Consider the following 20,000-nt stretch of genomic DNA (forward strand, 5'->3'; position numbering starts at 1 on the left):
AGTGAAGTCGCCGGCTATCGACCTTGGGGTGCGTATGCAGTGTGATTTTGAAATTTCACAGGGGATTTACCTTGTGCAGTCACTGCACAAACTGGACCTCCACAATGATTTCATTTTTGTAGGTTTTGACTACTCGCTTGAGTACCGAACGCTTGTTTTGCGTTGGCGGCGTTCGCCGGGCGAGTGGGTTTGTATTGGCACGCCTGCGAGCGTGAGCATAGAGTTTCAAGTGGTCAGTGAGTTTCGATTTCAACCACGTGATTCCGCAAACCCGTTCACCGAGGATGACTGCGTGAATTCAATCGGCTATTGGACGGATGAAGATTGGGCGGATGGCGTCTTTGAGGTCGAGTCGAATCAGCAGTCAGACCCGAATTGGCTCACCGCCATCGAATTCGTGTCCGGCGCCGTCATCGCGGTTCAGGCGGCATCTGCTCAAGCTCAGATCGAGCTCTAACCCTATGCTGATCTGAACGACGGCGAGCCAAGCCCAAGCTAGGGGCTAGGTCTCAGATCTACCTGGTTAGGCCGCTACGTCCGCTGGCTCATCTGCGTGTCAGGGATCAAGTTTCTAATCTATAGGCAAGACCTGATCCACTTCCAAAGCCCAGCCGGGAGTGCGCCCACGCGCCTGCATGCGCTTGGGCCTTCGATAGGCGTCGCAAGCGATGCTTGCGCGGTGCAGCCTCAGTGCTCAGGTTTGCTGGGCCTCGCCTAACTCAATGCGCTTCGCTCCGTTCAAACAAGGGGCGCTAAGTCAGTTCACGAAGTCGCTTCGCGACGCCCAGCCAACCTCCCGCTCCTCATCCAGTCTCAACGGGATTGAAAACTGTCACGCCTCGCTGCGCATCGGCTTGAAGGGATGAAATCCCAAGCGAGAGCATGCTCGGCAGCTTCGTAGGTCGGGTCGAGACCGGACATCTCCATTGGTCGCCAAGGCCCATGCCGGATCTCGAGCCGCCCTACGGGTATGCCAACACCAATCGCACCGCCGCGAACGACACCGCCGCGCCCCCCGACCCCGCCCGCTCTTGCCCTGCCTCCACTCGCAAGCCCAAGGCCCGGTTGTACTGATAGCCCAGCATCCAAGCATTGCGCTGCAGCGGTGCATAACGATCAAAACCAGCGTTGAGTGCCAGCAGATTGGCGCCCGGCCCGGTCAGGGTTTGCGTGCTGCTCAGGCGTTCAAGCCGAAGGCCGGTTTCCCAGGCGGGATTGATGCGCCACAAGGCTTGCAGCCAGCCTCCACGGTTGTGGCCCTGGTATGCACCCGCGCCATTGCTGGACAGCAAGTCACCCGACTCCTCACGCCACAGCAGGGCGGCGCTGAGGCTCAAAGGGATTTGGCGGCCGGCCCAGCTGGCGCTCAGGCCCCACAGGCGCGAGTCGCCATCAAAGCAAACGACCTGGCTCAAGGCCGCGTCGCAGACCGGCGCTTTGTGGCTGTGCGCGCCCGTGCTGCTGATGAAGCGGGCGCCGCGTGCGCGCACGCGCTGCGGCGAGGCGAAGCCGTCCAGCGTCCAGTTGCCGTGGCTGGCCTCGCCTTGCAGGCCTAGATGCAAGCTGGGCGCGGGTGGGCTGTCTTGGCCGGCCGGGAACATGCCGCCGCTGACGTAACGGCCGGTCCACAGACCCAGGTCGGCGCGCCAGGCCAGGCCTGCGCTTAGGCGTTTGAGGAGAGTGAGTTGTGCGCCATCGGCCAGCCAGTCGCCCTCGGTCTGGGCTTGCTTGGCCAGGGGCATCAGGCCAAAGCGGTCCAGATGGCCGGCCGGGCCGATCACGCTGCCTTGGGCGGGGGATTGGCGGCCCAGGTTCAGGGCCCAGTCCCAGCCCTGCGCTTGGCCCTGCCAGCGCAGGGCCGCAGCCTCCAGATGAAGCGGGTCGCGGCCATGGGCGCCGACGGCGAGGTCGGCGCTCCAGGCCTCATTGAAGCGATAGCCCAGGCCCACCGTGGCATGCTCCAACTGGCCGCCGCGCAGGTCGACGCCGGGGTCGCCGCGCATCAGATAACCGGGCAGGCCTTGCGAGGGCAAGGGGTCTGAGGCGCGCAGGCTGCTGAGCACGGCGGCGGCGCTGAGGCGCAGGCCGGGGCTGGCGGGGGCTTGTTCGTCGTGGTCACCGTCATGGGCTTGGGCCATATGGCTGCAGGCCAAGGCCAGCAGCAGGGCGGCAGCGAGGGGGCGTAAGCGCTGCTTATTTGAAGGGGTCGGCATGTTTGGGCGAGGTGATGAATTCCTCGTCGGTCAGGGTGCGTAAAAAGGCGACGAGATCGGCCTTGTCTTGGGCGCTGAGGTTGATCTGCGCCACCAGGCTGCTCTTGTTGGGGTGCTGGCGGCCGTCGCCTGCGTAGGGGCCGCTGCTGATGTTGCGGCCGCCGGCGGCGTAGAAGTCCAATACTTCTTCCAAGCTTGCGATGGAGCCGTCGTGCATATAGGGCGCGGTGAGCGCCACATTGCGCAGGCTGGGCGCCCGGAAGCGCCCCATATCACTGGCCTCGCCGGTGGCCTCGAACAGGCCGCGGTTGGGGATGGGGAAGGCACCTGTGCCGCCGATGTTGTAGAGCCCGGTGTTGTGGAAGGGCGTCTCCAGCACGCGGGTGTTGGCATGCATCACCTGGTCGTTGAAGTTGAAGCTGCCGTGGCAGTGGAAGCACTCGGCCTTCTCACCAAAGAACAGGCGCTGGCCGCGTTGCTCCTGCTCGCTCAGCGTGGTCTTGCCTTGCAGAGCCTGGTCGTAGCGGCTATTGGCCGAGATCAGCGAGCGCTGAAAGCTGGCCACGGCTTTGGTGATATTGGGCCAGCTGATGGCTGCCTCGCCCGTGCCGGGGAAGGCGGCGGCGAACTTGGCTTGGTAGAGCGGCTGGTCCTTGATGCGTTGCAGCACCTCCCCCTTGTTGGCGTCGGTGATGCCCATCTCGACCGGGTTGATGCCAAATACCGGCACCGAGAACTGTTGCTCCAAGCTGGTCAGCGATTTGTTCGCCCAGGTCAGCGTGGGGTGGTAGGCCGCATTGGCCAGGCCTTGCGCGCTGCGCGGCGTGAACTCGCCGGTCGAACCCTTGGACACCGCCTTGCCATCGGTAAAGGCGAGGGCTTGCAGATGGCAGCTGGCGCAGGCCTGTGTGCCGTTGCCGGAGAGGCGGCGGTCGTAAAAGAGATGGCGGCCCAGGTCGACCTTCTCTGTCGACATGGGGTTGTCGTCGGGCACCTTGGGGGTTGGAAAGTAACTGGGCAGTTGCCACTGCCAGTTGCTGCCCACCGGGGCGGGCGTGGTGTCCACCACGGTCACGCCGCCGCTGCCGCCGCCTCCGCAGGCGCTGAGCAAGAGCGCCAGGGAGAGGGGCAGCCAGGCTCGCGTCGCTGCTTGCTTGGCTGGATTCATGATGTCTAGCGCCGACTTACTTGGCGATGGCGCGGAACACGCTTTGCGCCGTCGTCGCGTTACCGCCTGTGGCCAAGTCCAGACCGAACTTGCCGAAGATGGCCGGGCAGTCCAGATCGCTGGTGGCCGACATGCAGCCCACCGCCTCGTTCTGGTTCTTGCGGATGTCTGAACCGCTGAACATGCTGCCCAGGTCAATGGCCACTTGCTGGGTGCTCAGATTGAAAGGAATGGCGAACTGGGCCAGATTCTTCTTGGCGCAGGTGTCGCTGCCGTCACCGGGGCCGGTGCAGTTGGTGGAGGCCAGGTGCAGGAAATAGGTGGACACGATGCTGGTGCTGCCGCCCGAAGGGGTGCTGACGCCGCCCACCGGGTTCAATTCGATCTTGGCGAATTTGCGGCCGGCCTGCCAGGACCAACCCATGGCCATCAGGTCCAGCGGCGCCTTGGCGGCCATCACATCGGAGTGGCTGAGCTTTTCGGGCACGCCCACCGTGGCCTTGAGCTGGGTGTAGCTGCCGGCCGGCACGGTGCCCTTGATCAGGGCGTTGGTGGTGGCCGTGCCTTCGGCTGCGCAGCCACCCTTGCCGTTTTCCAGGTCGATCAGCACCACCTTATCGCTGCCGCTCGTGAGCTGCCATTCATTGGCGTCCAGGGTCACGGGCACGGTCTCGCCCTTGTCATTGACCAGGGCGATGTCGGTCAGATAGAAGCGCAAATCGGCCAGCTGCGCATCGGTCGGCGTGCTGCCCTGGGCCTTGAGGCCCGACTCGCAAGTCACCGGGGTGTTGGCGTTATTGGCCACGGCGATGAAGGGGATGCTGATGGCGATGGGTGCGGCCGGTGTGGGGGCAGGGGCCGGCGCGGGTGCTGGGGCGTCGCTGCTGCTCCCGCCGCCGCCGCAGGCGGCCAGGGCCATGGCCAGGGGGGCAATCAAATAAAAGGGTTTGGGGGCTTTGAGTTGTTTCATGATTTGCATTCGAGGGTTTGAAAAGGGGGGAGGGGAGAGGGGCGTCCCTCTCCCGGGGCCAGGTCTTGCTAGCGGGTTTAAGTGGCTGGGGCCAGGTCTTCGTCGGCCAGGGCGGCGGCCGCATCGGGCGGCAGATCGGCCGCCGTCAGGCCGGCGGCGATGGCAATCGCGTCGTCCGGTGGCAGCAGATCGGCGCCCAACAGGGTTTGCGCCGCCGGTGGCGGCGGGGCGGGTGCGGGGACGGGCGTGGCCGTGGGCGCCTCGTAGCCGTCGTCACAAGCGCTGAGCAGGCTGGCGCTGATCAGCAGAATGGCGGCCAGGGCGGGGCTGTGGGTGCGGCGTCGTGCGTCCATCAGTACTTCACCCAGATGGTGTCGGTGGCGGTGATCACGCCGCCGGCCTTAGCGCCCAAATCGCTGTAAGCCGTGTCCTTGGCGGCCAAGGCTGTGATCTTGGCGGCCGTGTTGGGATTGGCGCTGTAGCCGGCCTTGCTGACCCAGACGATGGCGGCGTCGCCGAAGTAGCTCTTCAGCTTGGAGGCCAAGGTGTTGGTGCCGGTGGTGGTGAAGTCGCCCACGGTGGAGGCGTCTAGCGTGAACTTGTTGAAGCCCTTGCGCCGATCAGGGAAGACGATGACGCTGGGCGAGTTGGCCGTGCCCCAGTCCATCACATAGTCCACACCATTGCTCTTGCAGGTTTGCACCGTCAGGAACTGGTACTTCTTGATGGAGAAGTCGGTGGCCGAGGCCACGGCCGGGAACTTCAGGCGCAGGCTGATCTTGTAGAGCTGGTTGTCGCTGGTCGTGGCATTGGCTTCACCGATAGCGCTGAGCTTGCGTGTCCAGCTCAGCTTGACGTTGCCATTGGCGTCGGGGCTGCCGACTTGCACGGTGCCGAACAAGCCGTCCATGGTGGGGCGCAGCGAGGCCACGGTGGTGGCGGCGACGATGGCGGCGGGCACCGTGACTTCGATCTTGGTGGTGTCCAGATTGGGGCCGCTATAGCTGGGCTGGCTCTCGGCCGACGTGCAGCCGTGCGGCACATTGAGCAAGATCTCGCTGCTGGTGTTGGCAATGCCATAAGTTGCTTGACCGGCCGCGCTGATGGGCAGGGTGACATTGCTGATGGCGATGTGGGCGCTGGCTTGGCCACACAGGACGAGTGTGGCGGCGAGTGCCAGGGCGGACGGGATGAAAGTTTTGTTGGTCATGGTGAAAGTTCGGTGAATGAATCAGTGAATGGACGAGTCAATCAGTGAGGGAAGGCGTGAACGAGGGCCACGCCGCAGCCAAGCCTGCGAGCGAGCTTGAGTGCGTGCGTGGGCCGTGCGTGCCTGCGCGCAGGGGCGCGCCGTTCGACCGCAGAGTTGCGGTCAGCGCAGGCTTGTGGGCTGTGAGGCGACGGGCTTGAGGACCAGCGGCGCAGGTCGGCTGAGGCTCAGGGTCATGGCCGCAGCGCAGATCGCCGCCGCCACGATGAGCCAACCCAGTGCGGGCCGCCAGGCCAGGTCAAATTCGCGCCAGTAAAGCGCGTCAACAGTGGACATGATGGAATCCCCATCGCGCAGGCAGTTAGGGAAGCTCTGCATAAATCAGGGTGAGGCCGGGTAGTGCGGATCGGGATGGGATGCAAGGCGCAGTTTGAAGCCAATAGCCGTAGCTATTGGCGAGAACTGCAACGCTGCAGACCGCCCGATTCCGCGCTGTCCCGGACCAGCCTGATTTGTGCAGAGCTTCCCTCGGGCCTAGGCGCGAGTACATGAACCCGTGCACGCGTCAACGCCTGCGCGTCAAACGGTGCAGCTCTTGTCGGTTCAGACGTTCAGGGGTGGGGCGCGGGCCTGGCTGGGTGCCCAGGCAAAGAGGGGGCGCGGCGCGAGCAGGAATAGCTCGGGCACGGCAAAGCCCAGGTGCAGCAGCGGGGTGCTGCTTGAGGAGGTGGGTGGCAGGCCCAGGCTAGGCGCCGGGTTGGCGCAACAGGGGCAGTGCTTCATGCTGGTGCTACCGGGCTGCTCTTGCTCAGAGGAGCCGGTGCTGCTGCCGTCCAGCTTGACCCATTTGGTGCCTGCCAAGGTGCAGACCTCGACCCAGCCTGCCGGTGCCTTGGTTTGCAAGGCATGTGAAAGTGCCGGGGCGAGCGCCATCAGCAGGATCGCGCAAGAGGCAATCCACGAGATCAGAGTCTTGATCTTTTGGCTGAAGGGCATGAAATCATTCTAGGGCAAGGCCAAGCCAGCCTCAGCGAGAGAAAGACTCTTGGCCTTGAAGAAAATCAAGCGATAGGCGTTTGTTTTTCCGTGCCCTTTTTACGCCGCCTGCTTGGGCAAGGAGGTGTAGCGCAGATAAGGCCGCACCGCGTCCCAGCCCTGCGGGAACTTCTGCTTCAAAACCTCGGGGTCTTGCAGCGATGGGATGATGACCACGTCGTCGCCGTCCTTCCAGTTGGCCGGTGTGGCCACGCTCTGGTATTCGGTCAGCTGCAGGGAGTCGATGACGCGCAGGATCTCATCGAAGTTGCGGCCGGTGGAGGCCGGGTAGGTGATGATCAGGCGCACCTTCTTGGCCGGGTCGATGATGAAGAGTGAGCGCACGGTGGCGGTGGCGTTGGCGTTCGGGTGGATCAGGTCGTACAGCTCTGAGACCTTGCGGTCGGCGTCGGCAATGATGGGGAAGTTGACCTCGGTGCCCTGGGTGTCGTTGATGTCGGCGATCCAGGCATGGTGTTTGTCAACAGGGTCGACCGAGAGGGCAATCGCCTTCACATTGCGGCGTGCGAAATCGTCCTTCAGCTTGGCGGTGCGGCCCAGCTCGGTTGTGCAGACGGGGGTGAAGTCCGCGGGGTGCGAGAACAGCACGCCCCAGCTATCGCCCAGCCATTGGTGGAAATGAATGGTGCCTTGGCTGGAGTCTTGGTCAAAGTCGGGGGCGAGGTCGCCCAGGCGCAGGCTTGGCATGTGGTGGTTTCCCTGTTGGTTGGTGTCAGTTGAAATTGAAAGTTAGATTGCGAACGACCATTCTTGAAAACTAGCGTGTGCCGGGCGGTGTTCACGGGCGGCGCGTTCGCGCGCCGCGTCCACCCAGCGTTTGGCCAGCGGGAAGGGGCCGAAGCCCGCTTCGCTGTTGATGTGACCGACGGGGCCTAAATTGGAGAAATTGCTGCCCCAGCGATGGGCCCAGCGCAGGGCACTGGAGGCGCTCATCCAGGGGTCGTTCTGGCTCGCGATCAAGGTGCTGGGCCGACCCAGCCCGTGGTGAGGCAGCAGCTCGGCCAGACCGAATTTGTCGGGCTCGGCCGGCGCCACGAAGAGCACCTGGCGTATGGGTGAATCGGGGTGGTCGGCCAGATGCCGAGCCAGGGCCAGGCAGCCAAAGCTGTGGGCCACGGCGATCCATTCGCCCTCGCCGGCATGGTCCAGGGTGGAATGGATGCGCTCGGCCCAGCGCAGCAGATCGGGGTTGCTGAAATCGCGTTGCACCACGCGGCGGGCGTCGCGGTACTGCTGCTGCAACCAGGTCTGCCAATGCGTGGGACCGCTGTCGCGCAGACCGGGCACGATCAGCAGGCGTGGGGCGCGGTAAGGGCTGCTGGCCATGGGAGGGGCTCGGCCGGCCTCAGAGCGTGGCGATGGAGACTTCGGTGGACTTCACCAAGGCCACCACCTCCTTACCCACCACCAGGCCCAGCTCCTTGACCGAGCGGGTGGTGATGACCGATGTGACGATCAAGCCCGAGGGGGTGATCACATCGACCTCGGAGACCACGGGCCCTTCGATGACTTCTTTGATCGTGCCGCGAAACTGGTTGCGGACATTGATGGCGCTGATGCTCATGCGACCTCTCCTTGCTGTTGTGCTTGCAGCTTAGGTGGCCGGCTTCGGGTGGCCAAGGAATAGGAATGCAGCTAGACATACGGCCCGCGCATAAGCGGGGCCGGCTTGTCCTGTTTGAGCGCGGATTCACGTCTGCTTGAGATGCCGACATGCCGCATCGGTCGGTTCATTCACTCACCCATCACCCGAGGGCCAGACCATGAAGACCAGCACATCCCCCCGCCGCCTCTTGCGCCACTTGCGCCCCTTGCTATTGGCGCTGGCCAGCCTCGCCGCCGGCCAGGCTCAGGCCGATAGTTACTTCGTCAAGTTTGTTGACAGTACGGGGGCGCAGATCAAGGGCAGCTCCACCGACGTCAATCACAAGGATTTCAGCATCGCCAGCGCTTGGTCTCTGGACCTGACGGCGGCCGCGCCCAGCAGCGGTGGTGGCAGCGGTAAGCCGCAGCACGGCCCCTTCGAGTGGAGCCAGACGGTGGATGGCAGCTTCGTGCCGCTTTTCTTGTCCATGGTGCAGGGCAAGGGCTTGCAGTCCACCGAGCTGGATGTGGCTCGCAGCAGCAATACGGGGAGCAATCAGGACTACTTCAAGCTCTTGTTCGAGCCGGCCTATCTCACCGAACTCAAGACCTCGGCCTCGGCCGGCAGCTCGCCGCTGCTGAACGGCGGACTGAGTTTCAGCAAGCTGAGCCTGTCCTACCGCCAGCAAGACAGCAAGGGCGCCTGGGGTGCCTGGGTGAACGGCAGCTTCAACTTCATGACCGGCCAATCGACGCCGGTGTTCAGCGGCGACCCGCTGGTGCTGGAGGGCCTGGCCCTGGCCATGCCAGCGGCTGCTGTGCCTGAGCCTTCCGGCGCCGGCTTGCTGCTGCTGGGGCTGGGCGGCCTGGCTTGGCGGCAGCGCCGCAGCGCAGGCTGATCGACGGATGGATAGATGGATGGCGTGATTGGCGGGCAACAGGCTGCCAGCGTTCTCAGCGCGGCCGGCTGCCCGCCAGGCGGAACACCCGCACCGAGGCATTCACCTCGTCCACCTGCCCCAACAAGTCCTGCGCCGAGCTGGCCAGCTCTTGCACCATGCTGGCGTTCTGCAAGGTGATGGCTTCCATTTGACCGATGGCTTGGTTGACCTGGGTGATGCCTAGCAGTTGCTCGCGCGCGCTGTGATGAATCTGGCCGATCAAGCCGTTGAACTGTTTGACCGAGTCCAGGGTTTTGTCGATGCTGAGCCTTGCGGTGCTGGTTTGGCGCTCGCCCTCACTGACCTTGTCGGCCGAGTCGCTGATCAGGCGGGCGATCTCACGCGCCGCCTCCGAGCTGCGCTGGGCCAGGGCCCGCACCTCGCTGGCTACGACGGCAAAGCCGCGCCCATGCTCGCCCGCGCGGGCCGATTCCACGGCGGCATTGAGGGCCAGGATATTGGTCTGAAAGGCGATGCTGTCGATCACCTGGATGATCTCGCCGATGCGCTTGGACGAGCCCGAGATCGCCCCCATGCTGTGGGTGGCGTGGTGCACCACCTCGGCGCTGTGTTCGCTCATCTCGGTCAGCGCGGCGGCGACGCCGCTGGCTTGGTCCGCGGTGTCGGTGCTGCTGCGCACGGTGCCGGTGATCTGCTCCATGGCCGCGGCCGTTTGCTCCAGGCTGGCGGCCTGGGCCTCGGTGCGGCGGGCCATGTCTTGATTGCCCTGGGCGATGGCTTGCATGGTCTGGCTCATGCTCTCCAGCTCGCTGCGGGTGTCGGAGACGATGGCGCGGATATTGACGGAGAGCTGGTTCAGCGCGGTCTCCAGCTCCGCCGTCAAGGCATGGCCGCTGCGCGGCAGGCTGGTGCTCAGGTCACCGGCCGCTACCTGGTGGGCATAGTCCAGCACCGGCTGGATGGCCTTCTGGGTCTGGCGATGGGCGAGGGCGGCGGTCAGCACGCTCAGGCCCAGCAAGAGCAGCAGCTCTAGCGCGAGGGGGCCGTTCCAGAGGCCGGCGAGCATGGCGGCGCCCGTCATCAAGGCGTGCGGCATCCACTGGCCCAGCCTGGGGCCGAGGCGGGTCCAGGTGGCCAGGCGGCCAGCCAAGTCCCGTCGCAAGACCTGACCCTGGCGCAGCACATGGACGCGCTCACCGCTCTCGCGCTCGCCGCGCATGCGGGCGTACAGCGCTTCGGCGGCGGCGATCTGGGCCCGGCTGGGTTCGGTGCGCACCGACATAAAGGCCACCGGCCGGCCCTGTTCCATCAGCGGGGTGACGTTGGCCATCACCCAGTAGTGGTCGCCGTCCTTGCGGCGGTTTTTCACCATGCCTGACCAGGGCTGGCCTTGCTGGATGGTGGCCCAGAGGTCGCGGAAGGCTTCCTCCGGCATATCGGGGTGGCGGATCAGATTGTGGTGTTGGCCGTGCAACTCCTCGCGGCTGAAGCCGCTGACTTCGACGAAGGCGGCATTGCAGTGCTGGATGCGGCCTTGTAGATCGGTGGTGGAGACCAGTGTCTTGCCCTTGGGGAAGGGGTACTCACGTTGGCTGACGGGCTGGTTGTTTTTCATGCGGGGATATCTACTGCGGGAAGTGGCGGACTTTAGGCATGGGCTTGGCTATGCAAGTCTGGAACTGGCGGGGGAATCAAGCGCATTTGGCGTGCCTGCATCACTTCGGGCGCAGCCCGCACCGATGGGCGAAAGCGCGCTGATTTTCGAAATGCGCACAAGCCGCCGCTACACTCGTTTGGCGATTTGCGAGGCCGCTGGCTCGAAGTTGACCCGGACTCTGGTGCCGCAGGCAAAGACCATTCGGCACCGCCGGGCTCACCCACAAAAACGTCTTTCGGAGGAATTCCTATGTTTGAACGTCTGTCCCGCAGCTGGGCCCTGGTCAAGGCCAGTGCCGCAGTCCTGAAGCAAGACCGTCAGCTGCTGGTTTTTCCCTTGATTTCGGCCCTGGCCACCGTGGTCCTGGTGGCCGCTTTTGCCTTGCCTGTTTTTGGCCTGGGCTGGTTGGACGGCCTCACGCATGGCCAAGGCAATGGCGCACCGGCGGCGGCCTACGGCCTGGGTTTTCTGTTCTATGTGAGCCTGTACTTCATCATCTTTTTCTTCAATGCCGCCCTGATCGGCGCGGCCCTGATTCGCTTCGATGGCGGCTCGCCCACGGTGGGTGACGGCTTGCGCATTGCCAATAGCAAGTTCGGCCAGATCCTGGGCTACGCGGTGATCGCCGCCACCGTGGGCATGGTCTTGCGCATGATTCAGGAGCGGGTGGGCTTTATCGGCCGCCTGATCGTCGGCCTGCTCGGCGTGGGCTGGACCCTGGCCACCTTTCTGGTCGTGCCCGTGCTGGTCAGCCGCGATGTGGGGCCGGTGGATGCGGTGAAGGAGAGCGCCGGCATTCTGAAGAAGACCTGGGGCGAGAACGTGGTGGGGCAGTCCGGTATCGGCGTGGTCTTCACCGTGCTGCACTTTGTGGTGGTGATCGCGGGCGTGGCCCTGGTCATGGCGGCCTTGTCCAGCGGCAGCGGCCTGGCTTTTGCCTTGGCCTTGCTGCTGACTTTGGCCGCCGTGGCTTTGACGGCCCTGGTGCAGACGGCGCTGACCGGCATTTATGCCGCTGCGCTTTACCGTTATGCCGCCACCGGCCAAATCGGCCAGGGCTTTGACGGCCAGGCCTTGCAGCAGGCCTTCGCGCCCAAGCGCTGAGCGGTTTGCGGCGCCAGCCAACGCCCATGCCCGGCCGCACGCCACCCTCGCCACGACCCGCTGCCACGCTGGGCCGCATGTTGCGCTCGCATCCTCGCCTGTTCATCGCGGCTGCTCTGGCCCTGGCCGTGGGGATTTTCCTGTCGCAGCTGCTGACGCTGCGCGGCGTTACCTGCAGCCTGATCGCCTGGAATGTGGGCACGACGCTGTACCTGGCCCTGGCGGTCTGGATGATGATGCGCTCCGATCACGGGCGCATGCGCAGCCGCGCCAAGCTGCAGGACGAGGGGCAGCTCTTCATCTTGGCGATGGTGGTGGTCTCGGCCCTGGCCAGCCTGGCGGCCATTGCCTTTGAGCTGGCGGTGGTGAAGGAGATGCAAGGCCTGCTCAAAAGCCTGCACATTGCCCTGGCCGGCTACACGGTGCTGAGTTCTTGGGCCTTTATCCAGGTCATGTTTGCCCTGCACTATGCCCATGAGTACTACGCCGAACTGGATCGCGGCCACCCGCCCGGCTTGCAGTTCCCCGGCGAGGCGGCACCGGACTATGGCGACTTCTTCTACTTCTCCGCCGTCATCGGCACCTCGGGCCAGACGGCCGATGTGGCCTTTGTCTCCAAGCCCCTGCGCCGCATCGGCAGCCTGCACTGCATCCTGGCCTATCTGTTTAACACGACGGTGCTGGCGCTGCTGATCAATATCGGGGCGAGTTTGTTCTGAGGGATTGCAAGAACGCCAGGCAGAGCTTGGCAATGGCTTGCTTGAGAGCCTCGGGGCCGTCGTCCACCATTTCGTTGTGCTTGGCGTCTGGAATTTCGACGATGCTCAGACCGTAGCGGGCCTGCTCTTCCGCGGTGGGCAGGACGCCAGGATCGGCCGGATAGTCTGAGCCGCGGATGGACAGAATGCGGGGACGTTGCGCCCGCAAGAGCGGTGCGCGGCGGTGGTCCAGGGTGATTAAGGCCGCTGGAATGTTCGGGTGCCGATGGCTCAGCCAGACCGCCGTGTCGCCGCCATTGGAATGCCCCACCAGCAGAGGCTGAGCCCAGTTGTAGGTAGGAAAGCGATGCTGCAATTGGGCGCGCACGAACAAGAGGTTGTCGACGCCTCTTTGCCAAAAGGGGGCACGCAGAGTCAGCAGATCGCCTTCTCTGGGCAGGGGCGCGTCGCTCGGCAGGTCTTGCTGCAGACTGACGACTAGAACTCCAGCATTGTTCAAGGCCTTGGCCAGAAAAGAGTAGGCCAGATGGCTCTCGCCATAGCCGGGGCTGAGCAATGCCACGGGGCATTCGCCCGGCGCTTGGCAAGCCACCTCGGTCGGTGGGTGATAGAGCTGCACCGGGACATCGCGTTGGCGGCTGACATCGTGCAGCAGGAGGGACTCTTCGCGCTCGCCCGCAAAGGTCGAGGAAAAGGCTAAGCAGGCAACCAGGGCCGCAGTCAGCCGCGCGAGCCCAAGCGTCGGCCCCATTCAGCTGCTCCGCCCCAACACCGCCCCCATCTTCTTCAGCATCGGCGTCACCACCGGCACCGTCAGCATGGTGCTGCCCACGGCCATCAGGAGCAGGGCGGTGAAGGTGGAGTGGGTGATGATTTGTTTGTCCAGCAAGATGTTGGCGAAGATGATCATGATCAAGGCTTTCGTCTGCAGCAGCCAGCCGATCAGCGAGGCCTCGCCACGCTGCCAGCCCAGGATGCGACCGGCCAGGTGCACGCCCAGCAGCTTGCCCGCCACCGAAGCCACCAGCAGCAAGCCGGCGGCCAGGAAGACGGCGCTGCCGCCCACGCCCCATTGGGTGCGCAGGCCGGTGCTGAGGAAGAACACCGGCATCACCACCAGCAAGACGTGGTGGCGCAGGCTGTCCAGCTGCTTTTGGTCGAACCAGTCGGCGTCGATGATGGCGCCGGCCAGGAAGGCGCCCACCATGAAGTGCAGGCCCGACCAGTCGGCACCGAAGGCACACAGCACCAGCCAGATCAGGCCCACATACCAGCGGTCGCTGGGGCTCAGGCGCTTCATCAGCCAGCGAAATCCCGCGCCCAGCAAGACAAAGGCCAGGATGAAGACGGCTTGCTTGCCGATGCGCTGCCAGTCCATCAGGATCAGGGCCAGCACGCCCCAGATGGCGATATCGTCCACGCTGGCATAGCGCAGGATGCGTTGGCCCAGGGGGCGGCGCAGGATGTCCAGCTTTTCCAGAAACAAGATCAAGATGGGCAGGGCGGTGACGGCGCAAGACATGCCCACGCCCATCACAAACTGCCAGCTCAGGGCCTTGGGCCCCATCCAGCCCGGCGTGGTCAGCAGCAGGCCGGCGGCCGCGCAACCCAGGGCCAGGGGCGCGCCCAAGGCCAGGCCGGCGGTGATGCCGCTCTCGCGCCTATGCGTCCAGGCGGCGCGCAGGTCGAGTTCAATGCCGGCGATCCAGACAAACAGCATCACCGCCCACCAGGCAATGCCGGTGAGCGCCTGGGTGACGGTCGGGTTGAAGACGAAGTCGTAATAGGCCGGGAAGGCCGCCCCCAACACGCCTGGGCCGAGCAGGATGCCGGTGATGATCTGCACGACCACCAAGGGCGCGAAATAGTCGGTGTTGAACAGGCGCCACACCAAATAGGGGACAGTCAGGATGATCAACATCGCGATCAAGAAGATTTCGGCGCTGCTCATGTGTCCAATTCAGCAAGGGGTGGGCATACTGGGGCGTGATTGTGATGCACACAATTGCCGGGCGATGGGTCTTGGCCTCGGGTTGAACCCGCGCTCGACCGGTGCAATTCGGCGCCACGGAGGGCTGGATTCGAGTTGACGATTTCAAACACTGATCGAGGACGAACTATGCTGAAGAAACTTCTTGTTTTGATGCTGGCCCTGTTTGCGGCGGCGGCCTTTGCCGCGGTGGATGTCAACAAGGCCACGCAGGCCGAGTTGGAATCGGTCAAGGGCATTGGGCCCGCGATCTCGGGCAAGATCCTGGCGGAGCGTCAGAAGGGTGCCTTCAAGGACTGGTCGGATCTGGTTGAGCGGGTCAAGGGCGTGGGCGAAGCCAATGCAGCGCGCTTTTCCACCGAGGGTTTGACGGTCAACGGCAGCGCCTTTGCCGGTGCTCCGGCCAAACCGGCAGCTGCAGCGAAAACCGCCACGACTGCGGCTGCTGCCACCACTGCCGCTGCACCGGCGGCCAAGGCCGCTTCCAAGGCTGCCGCCGCCAGCCCCGCAGCCAGCCCCGCGCCTGCAGCCTCGGCCGCCCTGAGCGCCGAGGACAAGAAGGCGGCTGCCAAAAAAGCCAAGGAAGAGAAAAAGGCCGCCAAGGCCGCTGCGGCTGAGGAAGCCAAGAAGGCCAAGGCCGAGAAGAAGGCAGCCAAGGAAGCCAAGGCGGCCGAAAAAGCGGCCAGCGCTGCCGCCGCCAAGAAGTAAAGACCCCGCTCTGAGTCAGCTTGGCTGGGAACAGCCGCTGACGGTTCAAAAAAAGGAAGGCGCCCCTCGGGGCGCCTTCCTTTTTGCGGACTCGGCTTGCCGGGCTTAGGCGCGGCGGCTTGCCTTGCGCTTGGCGGAGGCAAAGCCCAGAGCCAGCAAGGCCAGGCCGGCCAGGCTCAGGCTCTCGGGCTCGGGCACGGCGGTCACCGAGACGGCGTCCAGCGAGCTGCCCACGGCATCACTGATGCCCTGGCCGGTGAAGGACAGCAAGGTGCTGCTGCCGGTGGCCTGCCAACGCACGCTCAACTGGCTCCAGACGTTGTCGCCAGTGTTGTTGAAGGCCAGCACGGGCGCGGAATCGCTCAAATTGCCGATGGACCAGCCCAGACCATTGCTGTTCACCGCCACGCCGCTGCGGTTGGAATAGGCAAAAGTCAGCTGGTACCACTGGCCCTGCACCGTGTTCAGCACCTGGGCGATGCTGCCGTTGGAGTTGGCGTCCAGCTCCAAATAGTTGACGCCGTCAAAGGCCTTGCCAGCGACATTGTTGCGAATTTCGACGCCGCTGTTGCCGACTTGCCACTGGCTCAGCTGACCATTGCTGAGAATTTGCCAAGCGCCATTGGCCAGGGTGTTGGATTCGAAGCTGCCGTTTTGAACCAGATTGACCGGGCCGGCCTGGACGAGCAAGGGGGCGCTGATGAGCGCCGCGAGTAGGAGTTTTTTCATAGATTTATTTGCCTAGTGGTTGTTGACTTGGGGGAAAGGTCTGTCGCCTTTTGTCCATTTTTGTTAAATATGCGCGGATCATCCATCCCCGAAATCGGTGTATTTATCAAATAAATCATTTTTAAGCGACAGCAAGGGCTGGGCCTGAGTGGTGCTGATCCAGCCTCTGGCGGGCTCAAGCCACCGGAGGGGCCCACAATCCCTGCTTCTCCACCCAAAAGCGAGGGCTGCGCCCATGGATTCGATCCAGCAATTGCAAGCCATGGGTCTGGAGCTGCCCAGCCCGGCCTATCTTTTTGGCGCCCTGATGTTTGGCTTGATCGGCCTGCTCGCCTTCAGGCATGGGCGGCGTCAGCAGCAGCCGCGGCGCCTGTACTTGGGCCTGGCGCTGATGCTCTACCCCTATTTGGTCTCCAGCACCGTGCTGCTCTACCTGCTGGGTGCCCTCATGTGCGGCGGCCTGTACTGGGCGGGCGAACAGACTTGATGCAGCCCCGCGGCTCATGCGGCCATGAAAAAAGGCGCCCGAGGGCGCCTTTCACAAAGGGGGTGTTTCTTCGATGCCGGCTGAGCGCCGGCCAAGGCTTCAGGCCGATTTGCGACGGCGGCTGACCAGACCCACGAAGAACAGACCCAGGGCTGCCAGGGCCAGGCTTTCGGGTTCAGGCACGGCCGAGGTGACGGCGATATTGTCCAGCGAGGTCCCCAGGCCGTCGCTCTTGCCCAGGCCGTAGAAGCTCAGCGTGGTGCTGCTGCCGGTGGCTTGCCAGCTCCAGTCGATGTGCGACCAGACATTGCCCTTGCTGCGGTTGTAAGCCAGCTCGGGGGCGATTTCCATGGCGCCACCCACCGACCAGCCCAGACCATTGCTGTTCACGGCGGTGCCAGCGCGGTTGGAGTAGTCAAAGCTCAGGGTGTACCACTGGCCGGCCACGGTGTTCAGGATTTGGCTGACGCTGCTGTTCTTGCTGACGTCGAGTTCCAGGAAGTACTTGCCGTCCGAAGCCTGACCGACGGTGTTGTGGCGCAGTTCGGCGCCTTGGGCACCGACTTGCCAGCCGCTCAGGCGGCTGCTGTTGGCGATCAGGGTGATCACGCCGGACTGTCCGCCAGCAATGGTCTCAAAGCTGCCGTTCTGAACCAGATTGACCGGAGCGGCTTGCGCCAGCATGGGGGCGCCGAGCAGCGCAGCGAGGATGAGTTTTTGCATTTTGGAAAACAAGAGGTGTTCGCTTCGGTGGGGCGGATCGCCCTGGAAACAGGATTTTTTCACCGCCCCTCAAAAAGACCCCCCCGATTCAAAGGGGATTTGTGCGCAGACCGGCGGGTGGAGCAAGCGCCCAGACCCAGCGAGCCGGTTGCGTGTGCGATCTGTGGCATCTGGGCGTTAGGCGCGCAGATTCGGGGCGGCGCCTGACCCTCCGGCGGCGCGACCGGGCCGAGGCTTGCGAATGGCGGAAAATCGGGTTTTGCCAGCGCCACAGCCGCCCATGTTCACCCATCTGATTCCCGAAGCCCAAGCCCCTGCCAGCCAGGCCGATGCCAGCCAGCGTTTTCTGCGCCTGCTGGAAACCGCCCTGGCCGCCGGCACGCTGCACAAAGTGCTGCTGTCCAAATACAGCGGTGAGGAAGAGAAGCTGGAGCGCCTGAGCGTGCGCGAGGTGGTCTTGCGTGGCGAGCGCGCTCTGAGCTTTCTGTGGCGCTACCAGACCAAGGACATCACCAAGAACCTCAGCCTCGCCGAAGGCCAGGCCTTGATCGCGCAACTCCTGGGCACGCAGTTTCAGAACGCCCATCTGCACACCCCCACGGAAGAGGTGCAACTGGCCTTCAGCCGCAAGGGCAAGCCCAGCTTGCGGGTCAGCCGCCTGGCTCCCGTCGAGGGCGATGCCGTCCAGGCCGCTGGGGCTGCCGCCCATGACAAGGAAAAGCAGCGCTATCTCACCCTGGCCAAGCCCTTCTGGATGGACCTGGGCCTGACGCATGAAGTCAAGGGTGAGCCCGCCCTGGTGCCGGCCATGTCGCGAAAATGGAAGCAGATCAATAAATTCATCGAGGTGTTCGCCGCCGCGATGAAGGCCTCCTCCTTGAATGCCAGCCCTGATGTCTACGTCAATGATTTCGGCTCGGGCAAGGGCTACCTGACCTTCGCCATGTATGACTGGATCGTCGAGCAGGGCAAGAGCGCCCAGGTGACCGGCGTGGAGCTGCGCGACGATATGGTCAAGCTCTGCAGCGCGGCGGCCGCCCGCCACGGCCTGAGCGGCCTGCGCTTCGAGCAAGGCGATGTGCGGGCCTACACCCCCGCGCGGCTGGACGTGATGATCGCCCTGCATGCCTGCGATATCGCCACCGACTACGCCATCCATCTGGGCCTGCGGGCCGGCGCGCAAATCATCATGTGCTCACCCTGCTGCCACAAGCAGATCCGCCCGCAGATGAAGATGCCCGCCGCCCTGCGGCCCATGCTGCAACACGGCATCCACCTGGGCCAGGAGGCCGAGATGGTGACCGACTCCTTGCGCGCCTTGCTGCTGGAGGCCGAAGGCTATGAGACCCAGGTGTTCGAGTTCATCGCCCTGGAGCACACCAGCAAGAACAAGATGATTTTGGCGGTCAAGAAGAGCGGCGCTGCCCTGGCCGCGCATGCGGCACAAAGGCCGCCGCTGCTGGCCCAGATCGCCGAGATCAAGCGTTTTTACGGCCTGCGTGAGCATTGCCTGGAGACGCTGCTGGCCGCCTGAGGTTTGACTAGCCCCGAGCAAAAAAGCCCCGCAGCCCGAGTCGTGACAAGGGCTGCGGGGCAAGTGCGAAGCGCGGGACACCGCCCGGGACGCCGCTCCTGACTGGTTACTTGAGCGGTATGGGGCTGCGGTGTGGGACAGCTGCCGAGGTTTGAGGCCTTGGCAGGCGTAGAAGGAGCGCGGTGTGCGCGGGCCAGCGTGCGTTTTTGAGGCGTGCTCAAGCAGCGCACAGAGCCTGGGCGCTGTGTTGTAGACCTTGCGGGAAGCGTGGATGGGGCGGGCGAGGGGCTGGGGCTAGGCCCGGCAGCCTGCGTTCAGCTGAAGGCGGGAGGGCCGGCGCTGGGCGTCGTGTTGCTGACCTGGTCGGTCGCTGAGCTCACTGACGCGTGATGAGGCAGGGCTTGCTGCAGCGCTTGCCTTTGGGCGCGGGGCTTGAGCCCCCAGTCGGCGGCGCTGAGCGAGAGCAGCAGCGAGCGTTGTTGCTGCTGCTGCTGCGGGCTCGTCAGCCTGCCGATCTGTGCGCTGTCAAGAGGCGTGGCGTGCATGGGAAAACTCCTCCGGTCCATCCGTCGTTTCTTGTCGCAGCCATTTGCTGCGGCATGGATGAATCATCGACGCGAATGCCCTCTTGCAAAGCCCGGAAGAAGGCGGGCGAAACAAAGCAATTTGCAGGGCCGGGAATGGGGGCTAGATCCAATTCCCGGCCGATGAGCCAGGACTGGCCTTATTTGAGGATCAGCCGCGCCGCCGGTGCCTTCAGGCCCTGGGTGGATTCACCGCTGGCCGGGATCTCGGCCCAGTCCCACTCGCCCTTGACGCAGCTTTGCTTGACCTTGAACCAGAGCGGGCCTGTTTTCTCGGGCAGCGTGCCGCGCACGCTGAACTCGTCGTACCAAGCGTCTTGCAGATAGTTGTCCTCGCCCTGGGCCGTCCAGATCACCTCCACCAACTCGTCGGAAATCTGTTTGCCGTGGCTCTCGTACGGCGTTGCCAGGGGCGCGCGTTTGAGATCCAGGCGCCACCCGGCCTTGGGCACCGGTTTGGCGCCACGAAAGCCCGCCGGCAGACGAACGCTGATTTGGGTGGTGGCCGAGCCCTCGCAGCCATGGCCCACCTTGAGCACGGCTTTGTAGGGCTTGCCGGCCTGGGCTTCGGGCTGGTCCAGGGTCACATGGGCGATGGCCTGGGCGCTGTGGCCGAACAGGGCCAGCATCAAGAGGCTTTGCAATGTCTTCATGGGAATGTC

At 64.3% G+C, this 20,000-nt stretch carries 24 protein-coding genes; 7 read left to right on the forward strand and 17 right to left on the reverse strand.

What is annotated here, in order from left to right; all coding sequences use genetic code 11:
- The first annotated feature begins 1 nt into the window (after nt 1).
- Nucleotides 2–457: a hypothetical protein gene (locus DBR47_RS23935; RefSeq protein WP_124454924.1), complete on the forward strand. Its 456-nt coding sequence runs from the start codon at nt 2–4 to the stop codon at nt 455–457.
- Nucleotides 458–962: 505 nt separating this feature from the next.
- Here DBR47_RS23935 and DBR47_RS23940 read toward each other — a convergent pair.
- The 10 genes from DBR47_RS23940 to DBR47_RS23980 form a co-directional block, all read right to left on the reverse strand.
- A complete protein-coding gene (locus tag DBR47_RS23940) occupies nt 963–2,213 on the reverse strand; it encodes a hypothetical protein (RefSeq protein WP_124454926.1) in 1,251 nt (416 codons plus the stop codon).
- Entirely contained in the window at nt 2,194–3,381 is a 1,188-nt protein-coding gene (locus DBR47_RS23945; protein ID WP_124454928.1) for a methanobactin export MATE transporter MbnM, read from the reverse strand. The genes DBR47_RS23940 and DBR47_RS23945 overlap by 20 nt, the downstream gene beginning before the upstream one ends.
- Before the next feature lie 16 nt (nt 3,382–3,397).
- The gene (locus DBR47_RS23950) at nt 3,398–4,351 is read right to left on the reverse strand and encodes an MbnP family copper-binding protein (protein ID WP_124454930.1); all 954 of its coding nucleotides are present in this window, start codon (nt 4,349–4,351) and stop codon (nt 3,398–3,400) included.
- Between the two features lie 77 nt (nt 4,352–4,428).
- Nucleotides 4,429–4,704, reverse strand: a complete 276-nt coding sequence (locus tag DBR47_RS23955; protein WP_124454932.1) for a hypothetical protein — start codon at nt 4,702–4,704, stop codon at nt 4,429–4,431.
- Nucleotides 4,704–5,561, reverse strand: a complete 858-nt coding sequence (locus tag DBR47_RS23960; RefSeq protein WP_124454934.1) for a hypothetical protein — start codon at nt 5,559–5,561, stop codon at nt 4,704–4,706. The genes DBR47_RS23955 and DBR47_RS23960 overlap by 1 nt, the downstream gene beginning before the upstream one ends.
- Before the next feature lie 162 nt (nt 5,562–5,723).
- Nucleotides 5,724–5,897 (reverse strand): hypothetical protein, encoded by a 174-nt coding sequence (locus tag DBR47_RS24635; RefSeq protein WP_156089059.1) that lies wholly within the window; start codon nt 5,895–5,897, stop codon nt 5,724–5,726.
- Between the two features lie 267 nt (nt 5,898–6,164).
- Nucleotides 6,165–6,557: a DUF2946 domain-containing protein gene (locus DBR47_RS23965; protein WP_124454936.1), complete on the reverse strand. Its 393-nt coding sequence runs from the start codon at nt 6,555–6,557 to the stop codon at nt 6,165–6,167.
- 99 nt (nt 6,558–6,656) lie between these two features.
- Nucleotides 6,657–7,304, reverse strand: coding sequence for a peroxiredoxin (locus DBR47_RS23970; RefSeq protein WP_124454938.1), 648 nt, complete (start codon nt 7,302–7,304; stop codon nt 6,657–6,659).
- 42 nt (nt 7,305–7,346) lie between these two features.
- A complete protein-coding gene (locus DBR47_RS23975) occupies nt 7,347–7,943 on the reverse strand; it encodes an alpha/beta hydrolase (protein WP_124454940.1) in 597 nt (198 codons plus the stop codon).
- Nucleotides 7,944–7,962: 19 nt separating this feature from the next.
- Nucleotides 7,963–8,181, reverse strand: a complete 219-nt coding sequence (locus DBR47_RS23980) for a molybdopterin-binding protein (RefSeq protein ID WP_124454942.1) — start codon at nt 8,179–8,181, stop codon at nt 7,963–7,965.
- A gap of 199 nt (nt 8,182–8,380) precedes the next feature.
- Here DBR47_RS23980 and DBR47_RS23985 point away from each other — a divergent pair, with 199 nt between their 5' ends.
- On the forward strand, nt 8,381–9,100 hold the full coding sequence (locus tag DBR47_RS23985) for a type VI secretion system tube protein Hcp (protein WP_124454944.1): 720 nt from the start codon (nt 8,381–8,383) through the stop codon (nt 9,098–9,100).
- 55 nt (nt 9,101–9,155) lie between these two features.
- Here DBR47_RS23985 and DBR47_RS23990 read toward each other — a convergent pair whose 3' ends face one another.
- On the reverse strand, nt 9,156–10,718 hold the full coding sequence (locus DBR47_RS23990; RefSeq protein WP_124454947.1) for a methyl-accepting chemotaxis protein: 1,563 nt from the start codon (nt 10,716–10,718) through the stop codon (nt 9,156–9,158).
- 291 nt (nt 10,719–11,009) lie between these two features.
- Between DBR47_RS23990 and DBR47_RS23995 the strand changes: the two genes are divergently transcribed.
- Both DBR47_RS23995 and DBR47_RS24000 read left to right on the forward strand, forming a co-directional pair.
- Entirely contained in the window at nt 11,010–11,864 is an 855-nt protein-coding gene (locus DBR47_RS23995; protein ID WP_124454949.1) for a DUF6159 family protein, read from the forward strand.
- Between the two features lie 26 nt (nt 11,865–11,890).
- Complete coding sequence (locus DBR47_RS24000) at nt 11,891–12,583, forward strand: DUF1345 domain-containing protein (RefSeq protein WP_231512479.1); 693 nt, start codon at nt 11,891–11,893, stop codon at nt 12,581–12,583.
- Here the strand turns inward: DBR47_RS24000 and DBR47_RS24005 are convergent.
- Nucleotides 12,558–13,334: an alpha/beta hydrolase gene (locus DBR47_RS24005; RefSeq protein ID WP_124454951.1), complete on the reverse strand. Its 777-nt coding sequence runs from the start codon at nt 13,332–13,334 to the stop codon at nt 12,558–12,560. The two genes, DBR47_RS24000 and DBR47_RS24005, sit on opposite strands and share 26 nt — an antisense overlap.
- Complete coding sequence (locus tag DBR47_RS24010; protein ID WP_124454953.1) at nt 13,335–14,534, reverse strand: cation:proton antiporter; 1,200 nt, start codon at nt 14,532–14,534, stop codon at nt 13,335–13,337.
- A gap of 168 nt (nt 14,535–14,702) precedes the next feature.
- On the opposite strand from DBR47_RS24010, the gene DBR47_RS24015 reads away from it, so the two are divergent.
- On the forward strand, nt 14,703–15,281 hold the full coding sequence (locus DBR47_RS24015; RefSeq protein ID WP_124454955.1) for a helix-hairpin-helix domain-containing protein: 579 nt from the start codon (nt 14,703–14,705) through the stop codon (nt 15,279–15,281).
- Between the two features lie 105 nt (nt 15,282–15,386).
- Here DBR47_RS24015 and DBR47_RS24020 read toward each other — a convergent pair whose 3' ends face one another.
- On the reverse strand, nt 15,387–16,010 hold the full coding sequence (locus DBR47_RS24020) for a DUF642 domain-containing protein (protein ID WP_124455004.1): 624 nt from the start codon (nt 16,008–16,010) through the stop codon (nt 15,387–15,389).
- Nucleotides 16,011–16,245: 235 nt separating this feature from the next.
- Here DBR47_RS24020 and DBR47_RS24025 point away from each other — a divergent pair, with 235 nt between their 5' ends.
- A complete protein-coding gene (locus DBR47_RS24025; protein WP_124454957.1) occupies nt 16,246–16,497 on the forward strand; it encodes a hypothetical protein in 252 nt (83 codons plus the stop codon).
- Between the two features lie 99 nt (nt 16,498–16,596).
- Here the strand turns inward: DBR47_RS24025 and DBR47_RS24030 are convergent, their stop codons facing one another.
- Nucleotides 16,597–17,220 carry a DUF642 domain-containing protein gene (locus tag DBR47_RS24030; protein ID WP_124455006.1) on the reverse strand — a complete coding sequence of 208 codons (624 nt, stop codon included), beginning with the start codon at nt 17,218–17,220 and terminating at the stop codon, nt 16,597–16,599.
- Between the two features lie 280 nt (nt 17,221–17,500).
- Here DBR47_RS24030 and DBR47_RS24035 point away from each other — a divergent pair, with 280 nt between their 5' ends.
- Nucleotides 17,501–18,754 (forward strand): SAM-dependent methyltransferase, encoded by a 1,254-nt coding sequence (locus DBR47_RS24035; RefSeq protein WP_124454959.1) that lies wholly within the window; start codon nt 17,501–17,503, stop codon nt 18,752–18,754.
- Between the two features lie 314 nt (nt 18,755–19,068).
- Here DBR47_RS24035 and DBR47_RS24040 read toward each other — a convergent pair whose 3' ends face one another.
- Together DBR47_RS24040 and DBR47_RS24045 are read right to left on the reverse strand one after the other, a co-directional pair.
- On the reverse strand, nt 19,069–19,299 hold the full coding sequence (locus DBR47_RS24040) for a hypothetical protein (RefSeq protein WP_124454961.1): 231 nt from the start codon (nt 19,297–19,299) through the stop codon (nt 19,069–19,071).
- A 179-nt stretch (nt 19,300–19,478) separates the two neighbouring features.
- On the reverse strand, nt 19,479–19,991 hold the full coding sequence (locus tag DBR47_RS24045) for a YcnI family protein (RefSeq protein WP_124454963.1): 513 nt from the start codon (nt 19,989–19,991) through the stop codon (nt 19,479–19,481).
- Nucleotides 19,992–20,000: the final 9 nt, after the last annotated feature.

The sequence above is a fragment of the Paucibacter sp. KBW04 genome (assembly GCF_003852425.1).
Taxonomy (GTDB): Bacteria; Pseudomonadota; Gammaproteobacteria; order Burkholderiales; family Burkholderiaceae_C; genus Paucibacter_A.

Coding starts and splice junctions, on each gene's coding strand:
- DBR47_RS23940 (WP_124454926.1), bottom strand. CDS start 2,213: ATGCCGACCCCTTCAAATAAGCAGCGCTTACGCCCCCTCGCTGCCGCC.
- DBR47_RS23945 (WP_124454928.1), bottom strand. CDS start 3,381: ATGAATCCAGCCAAGCAAGCAGCGACGCGAGCCTGGCTGCCCCTCTCC.
- DBR47_RS23950 (WP_124454930.1), bottom strand. CDS start 4,351: ATGAAACAACTCAAAGCCCCCAAACCCTTTTATTTGATTGCCCCCCTG.
- DBR47_RS23955 (WP_124454932.1), bottom strand. CDS start 4,704: ATGGACGCACGACGCCGCACCCACAGCCCCGCCCTGGCCGCCATTCTG.
- DBR47_RS23960 (WP_124454934.1), bottom strand. CDS start 5,561: ATGACCAACAAAACTTTCATCCCGTCCGCCCTGGCACTCGCCGCCACA.
- DBR47_RS24635 (WP_156089059.1), bottom strand. CDS start 5,897: ATGTCCACTGTTGACGCGCTTTACTGGCGCGAATTTGACCTGGCCTGG.
- DBR47_RS23965 (WP_124454936.1), bottom strand. CDS start 6,557: ATGCCCTTCAGCCAAAAGATCAAGACTCTGATCTCGTGGATTGCCTCT.
- DBR47_RS23970 (WP_124454938.1), bottom strand. CDS start 7,304: ATGCCAAGCCTGCGCCTGGGCGACCTCGCCCCCGACTTTGACCAAGAC.
- DBR47_RS23975 (WP_124454940.1), bottom strand. CDS start 7,943: ATGGCCAGCAGCCCTTACCGCGCCCCACGCCTGCTGATCGTGCCCGGT.
- DBR47_RS23980 (WP_124454942.1), bottom strand. CDS start 8,181: ATGAGCATCAGCGCCATCAATGTCCGCAACCAGTTTCGCGGCACGATC.
- DBR47_RS23985 (WP_124454944.1), top strand. CDS start 8,381: ATGAAGACCAGCACATCCCCCCGCCGCCTCTTGCGCCACTTGCGCCCC.
- DBR47_RS23990 (WP_124454947.1), bottom strand. CDS start 10,718: ATGAAAAACAACCAGCCCGTCAGCCAACGTGAGTACCCCTTCCCCAAG.
- DBR47_RS23995 (WP_124454949.1), top strand. CDS start 11,010: ATGTTTGAACGTCTGTCCCGCAGCTGGGCCCTGGTCAAGGCCAGTGCC.
- DBR47_RS24000 (WP_231512479.1), top strand. CDS start 11,891: ATGCCCGGCCGCACGCCACCCTCGCCACGACCCGCTGCCACGCTGGGC.
- DBR47_RS24005 (WP_124454951.1), bottom strand. CDS start 13,334: ATGGGGCCGACGCTTGGGCTCGCGCGGCTGACTGCGGCCCTGGTTGCC.
- DBR47_RS24010 (WP_124454953.1), bottom strand. CDS start 14,534: ATGAGCAGCGCCGAAATCTTCTTGATCGCGATGTTGATCATCCTGACT.
- DBR47_RS24015 (WP_124454955.1), top strand. CDS start 14,703: ATGCTGAAGAAACTTCTTGTTTTGATGCTGGCCCTGTTTGCGGCGGCG.
- DBR47_RS24020 (WP_124455004.1), bottom strand. CDS start 16,010: ATGAAAAAACTCCTACTCGCGGCGCTCATCAGCGCCCCCTTGCTCGTC.
- DBR47_RS24025 (WP_124454957.1), top strand. CDS start 16,246: ATGGATTCGATCCAGCAATTGCAAGCCATGGGTCTGGAGCTGCCCAGC.
- DBR47_RS24030 (WP_124455006.1), bottom strand. CDS start 17,220: ATGCAAAAACTCATCCTCGCTGCGCTGCTCGGCGCCCCCATGCTGGCG.
- DBR47_RS24035 (WP_124454959.1), top strand. CDS start 17,501: ATGTTCACCCATCTGATTCCCGAAGCCCAAGCCCCTGCCAGCCAGGCC.
- DBR47_RS24040 (WP_124454961.1), bottom strand. CDS start 19,299: ATGCACGCCACGCCTCTTGACAGCGCACAGATCGGCAGGCTGACGAGC.
- DBR47_RS24045 (WP_124454963.1), bottom strand. CDS start 19,991: ATGAAGACATTGCAAAGCCTCTTGATGCTGGCCCTGTTCGGCCACAGC.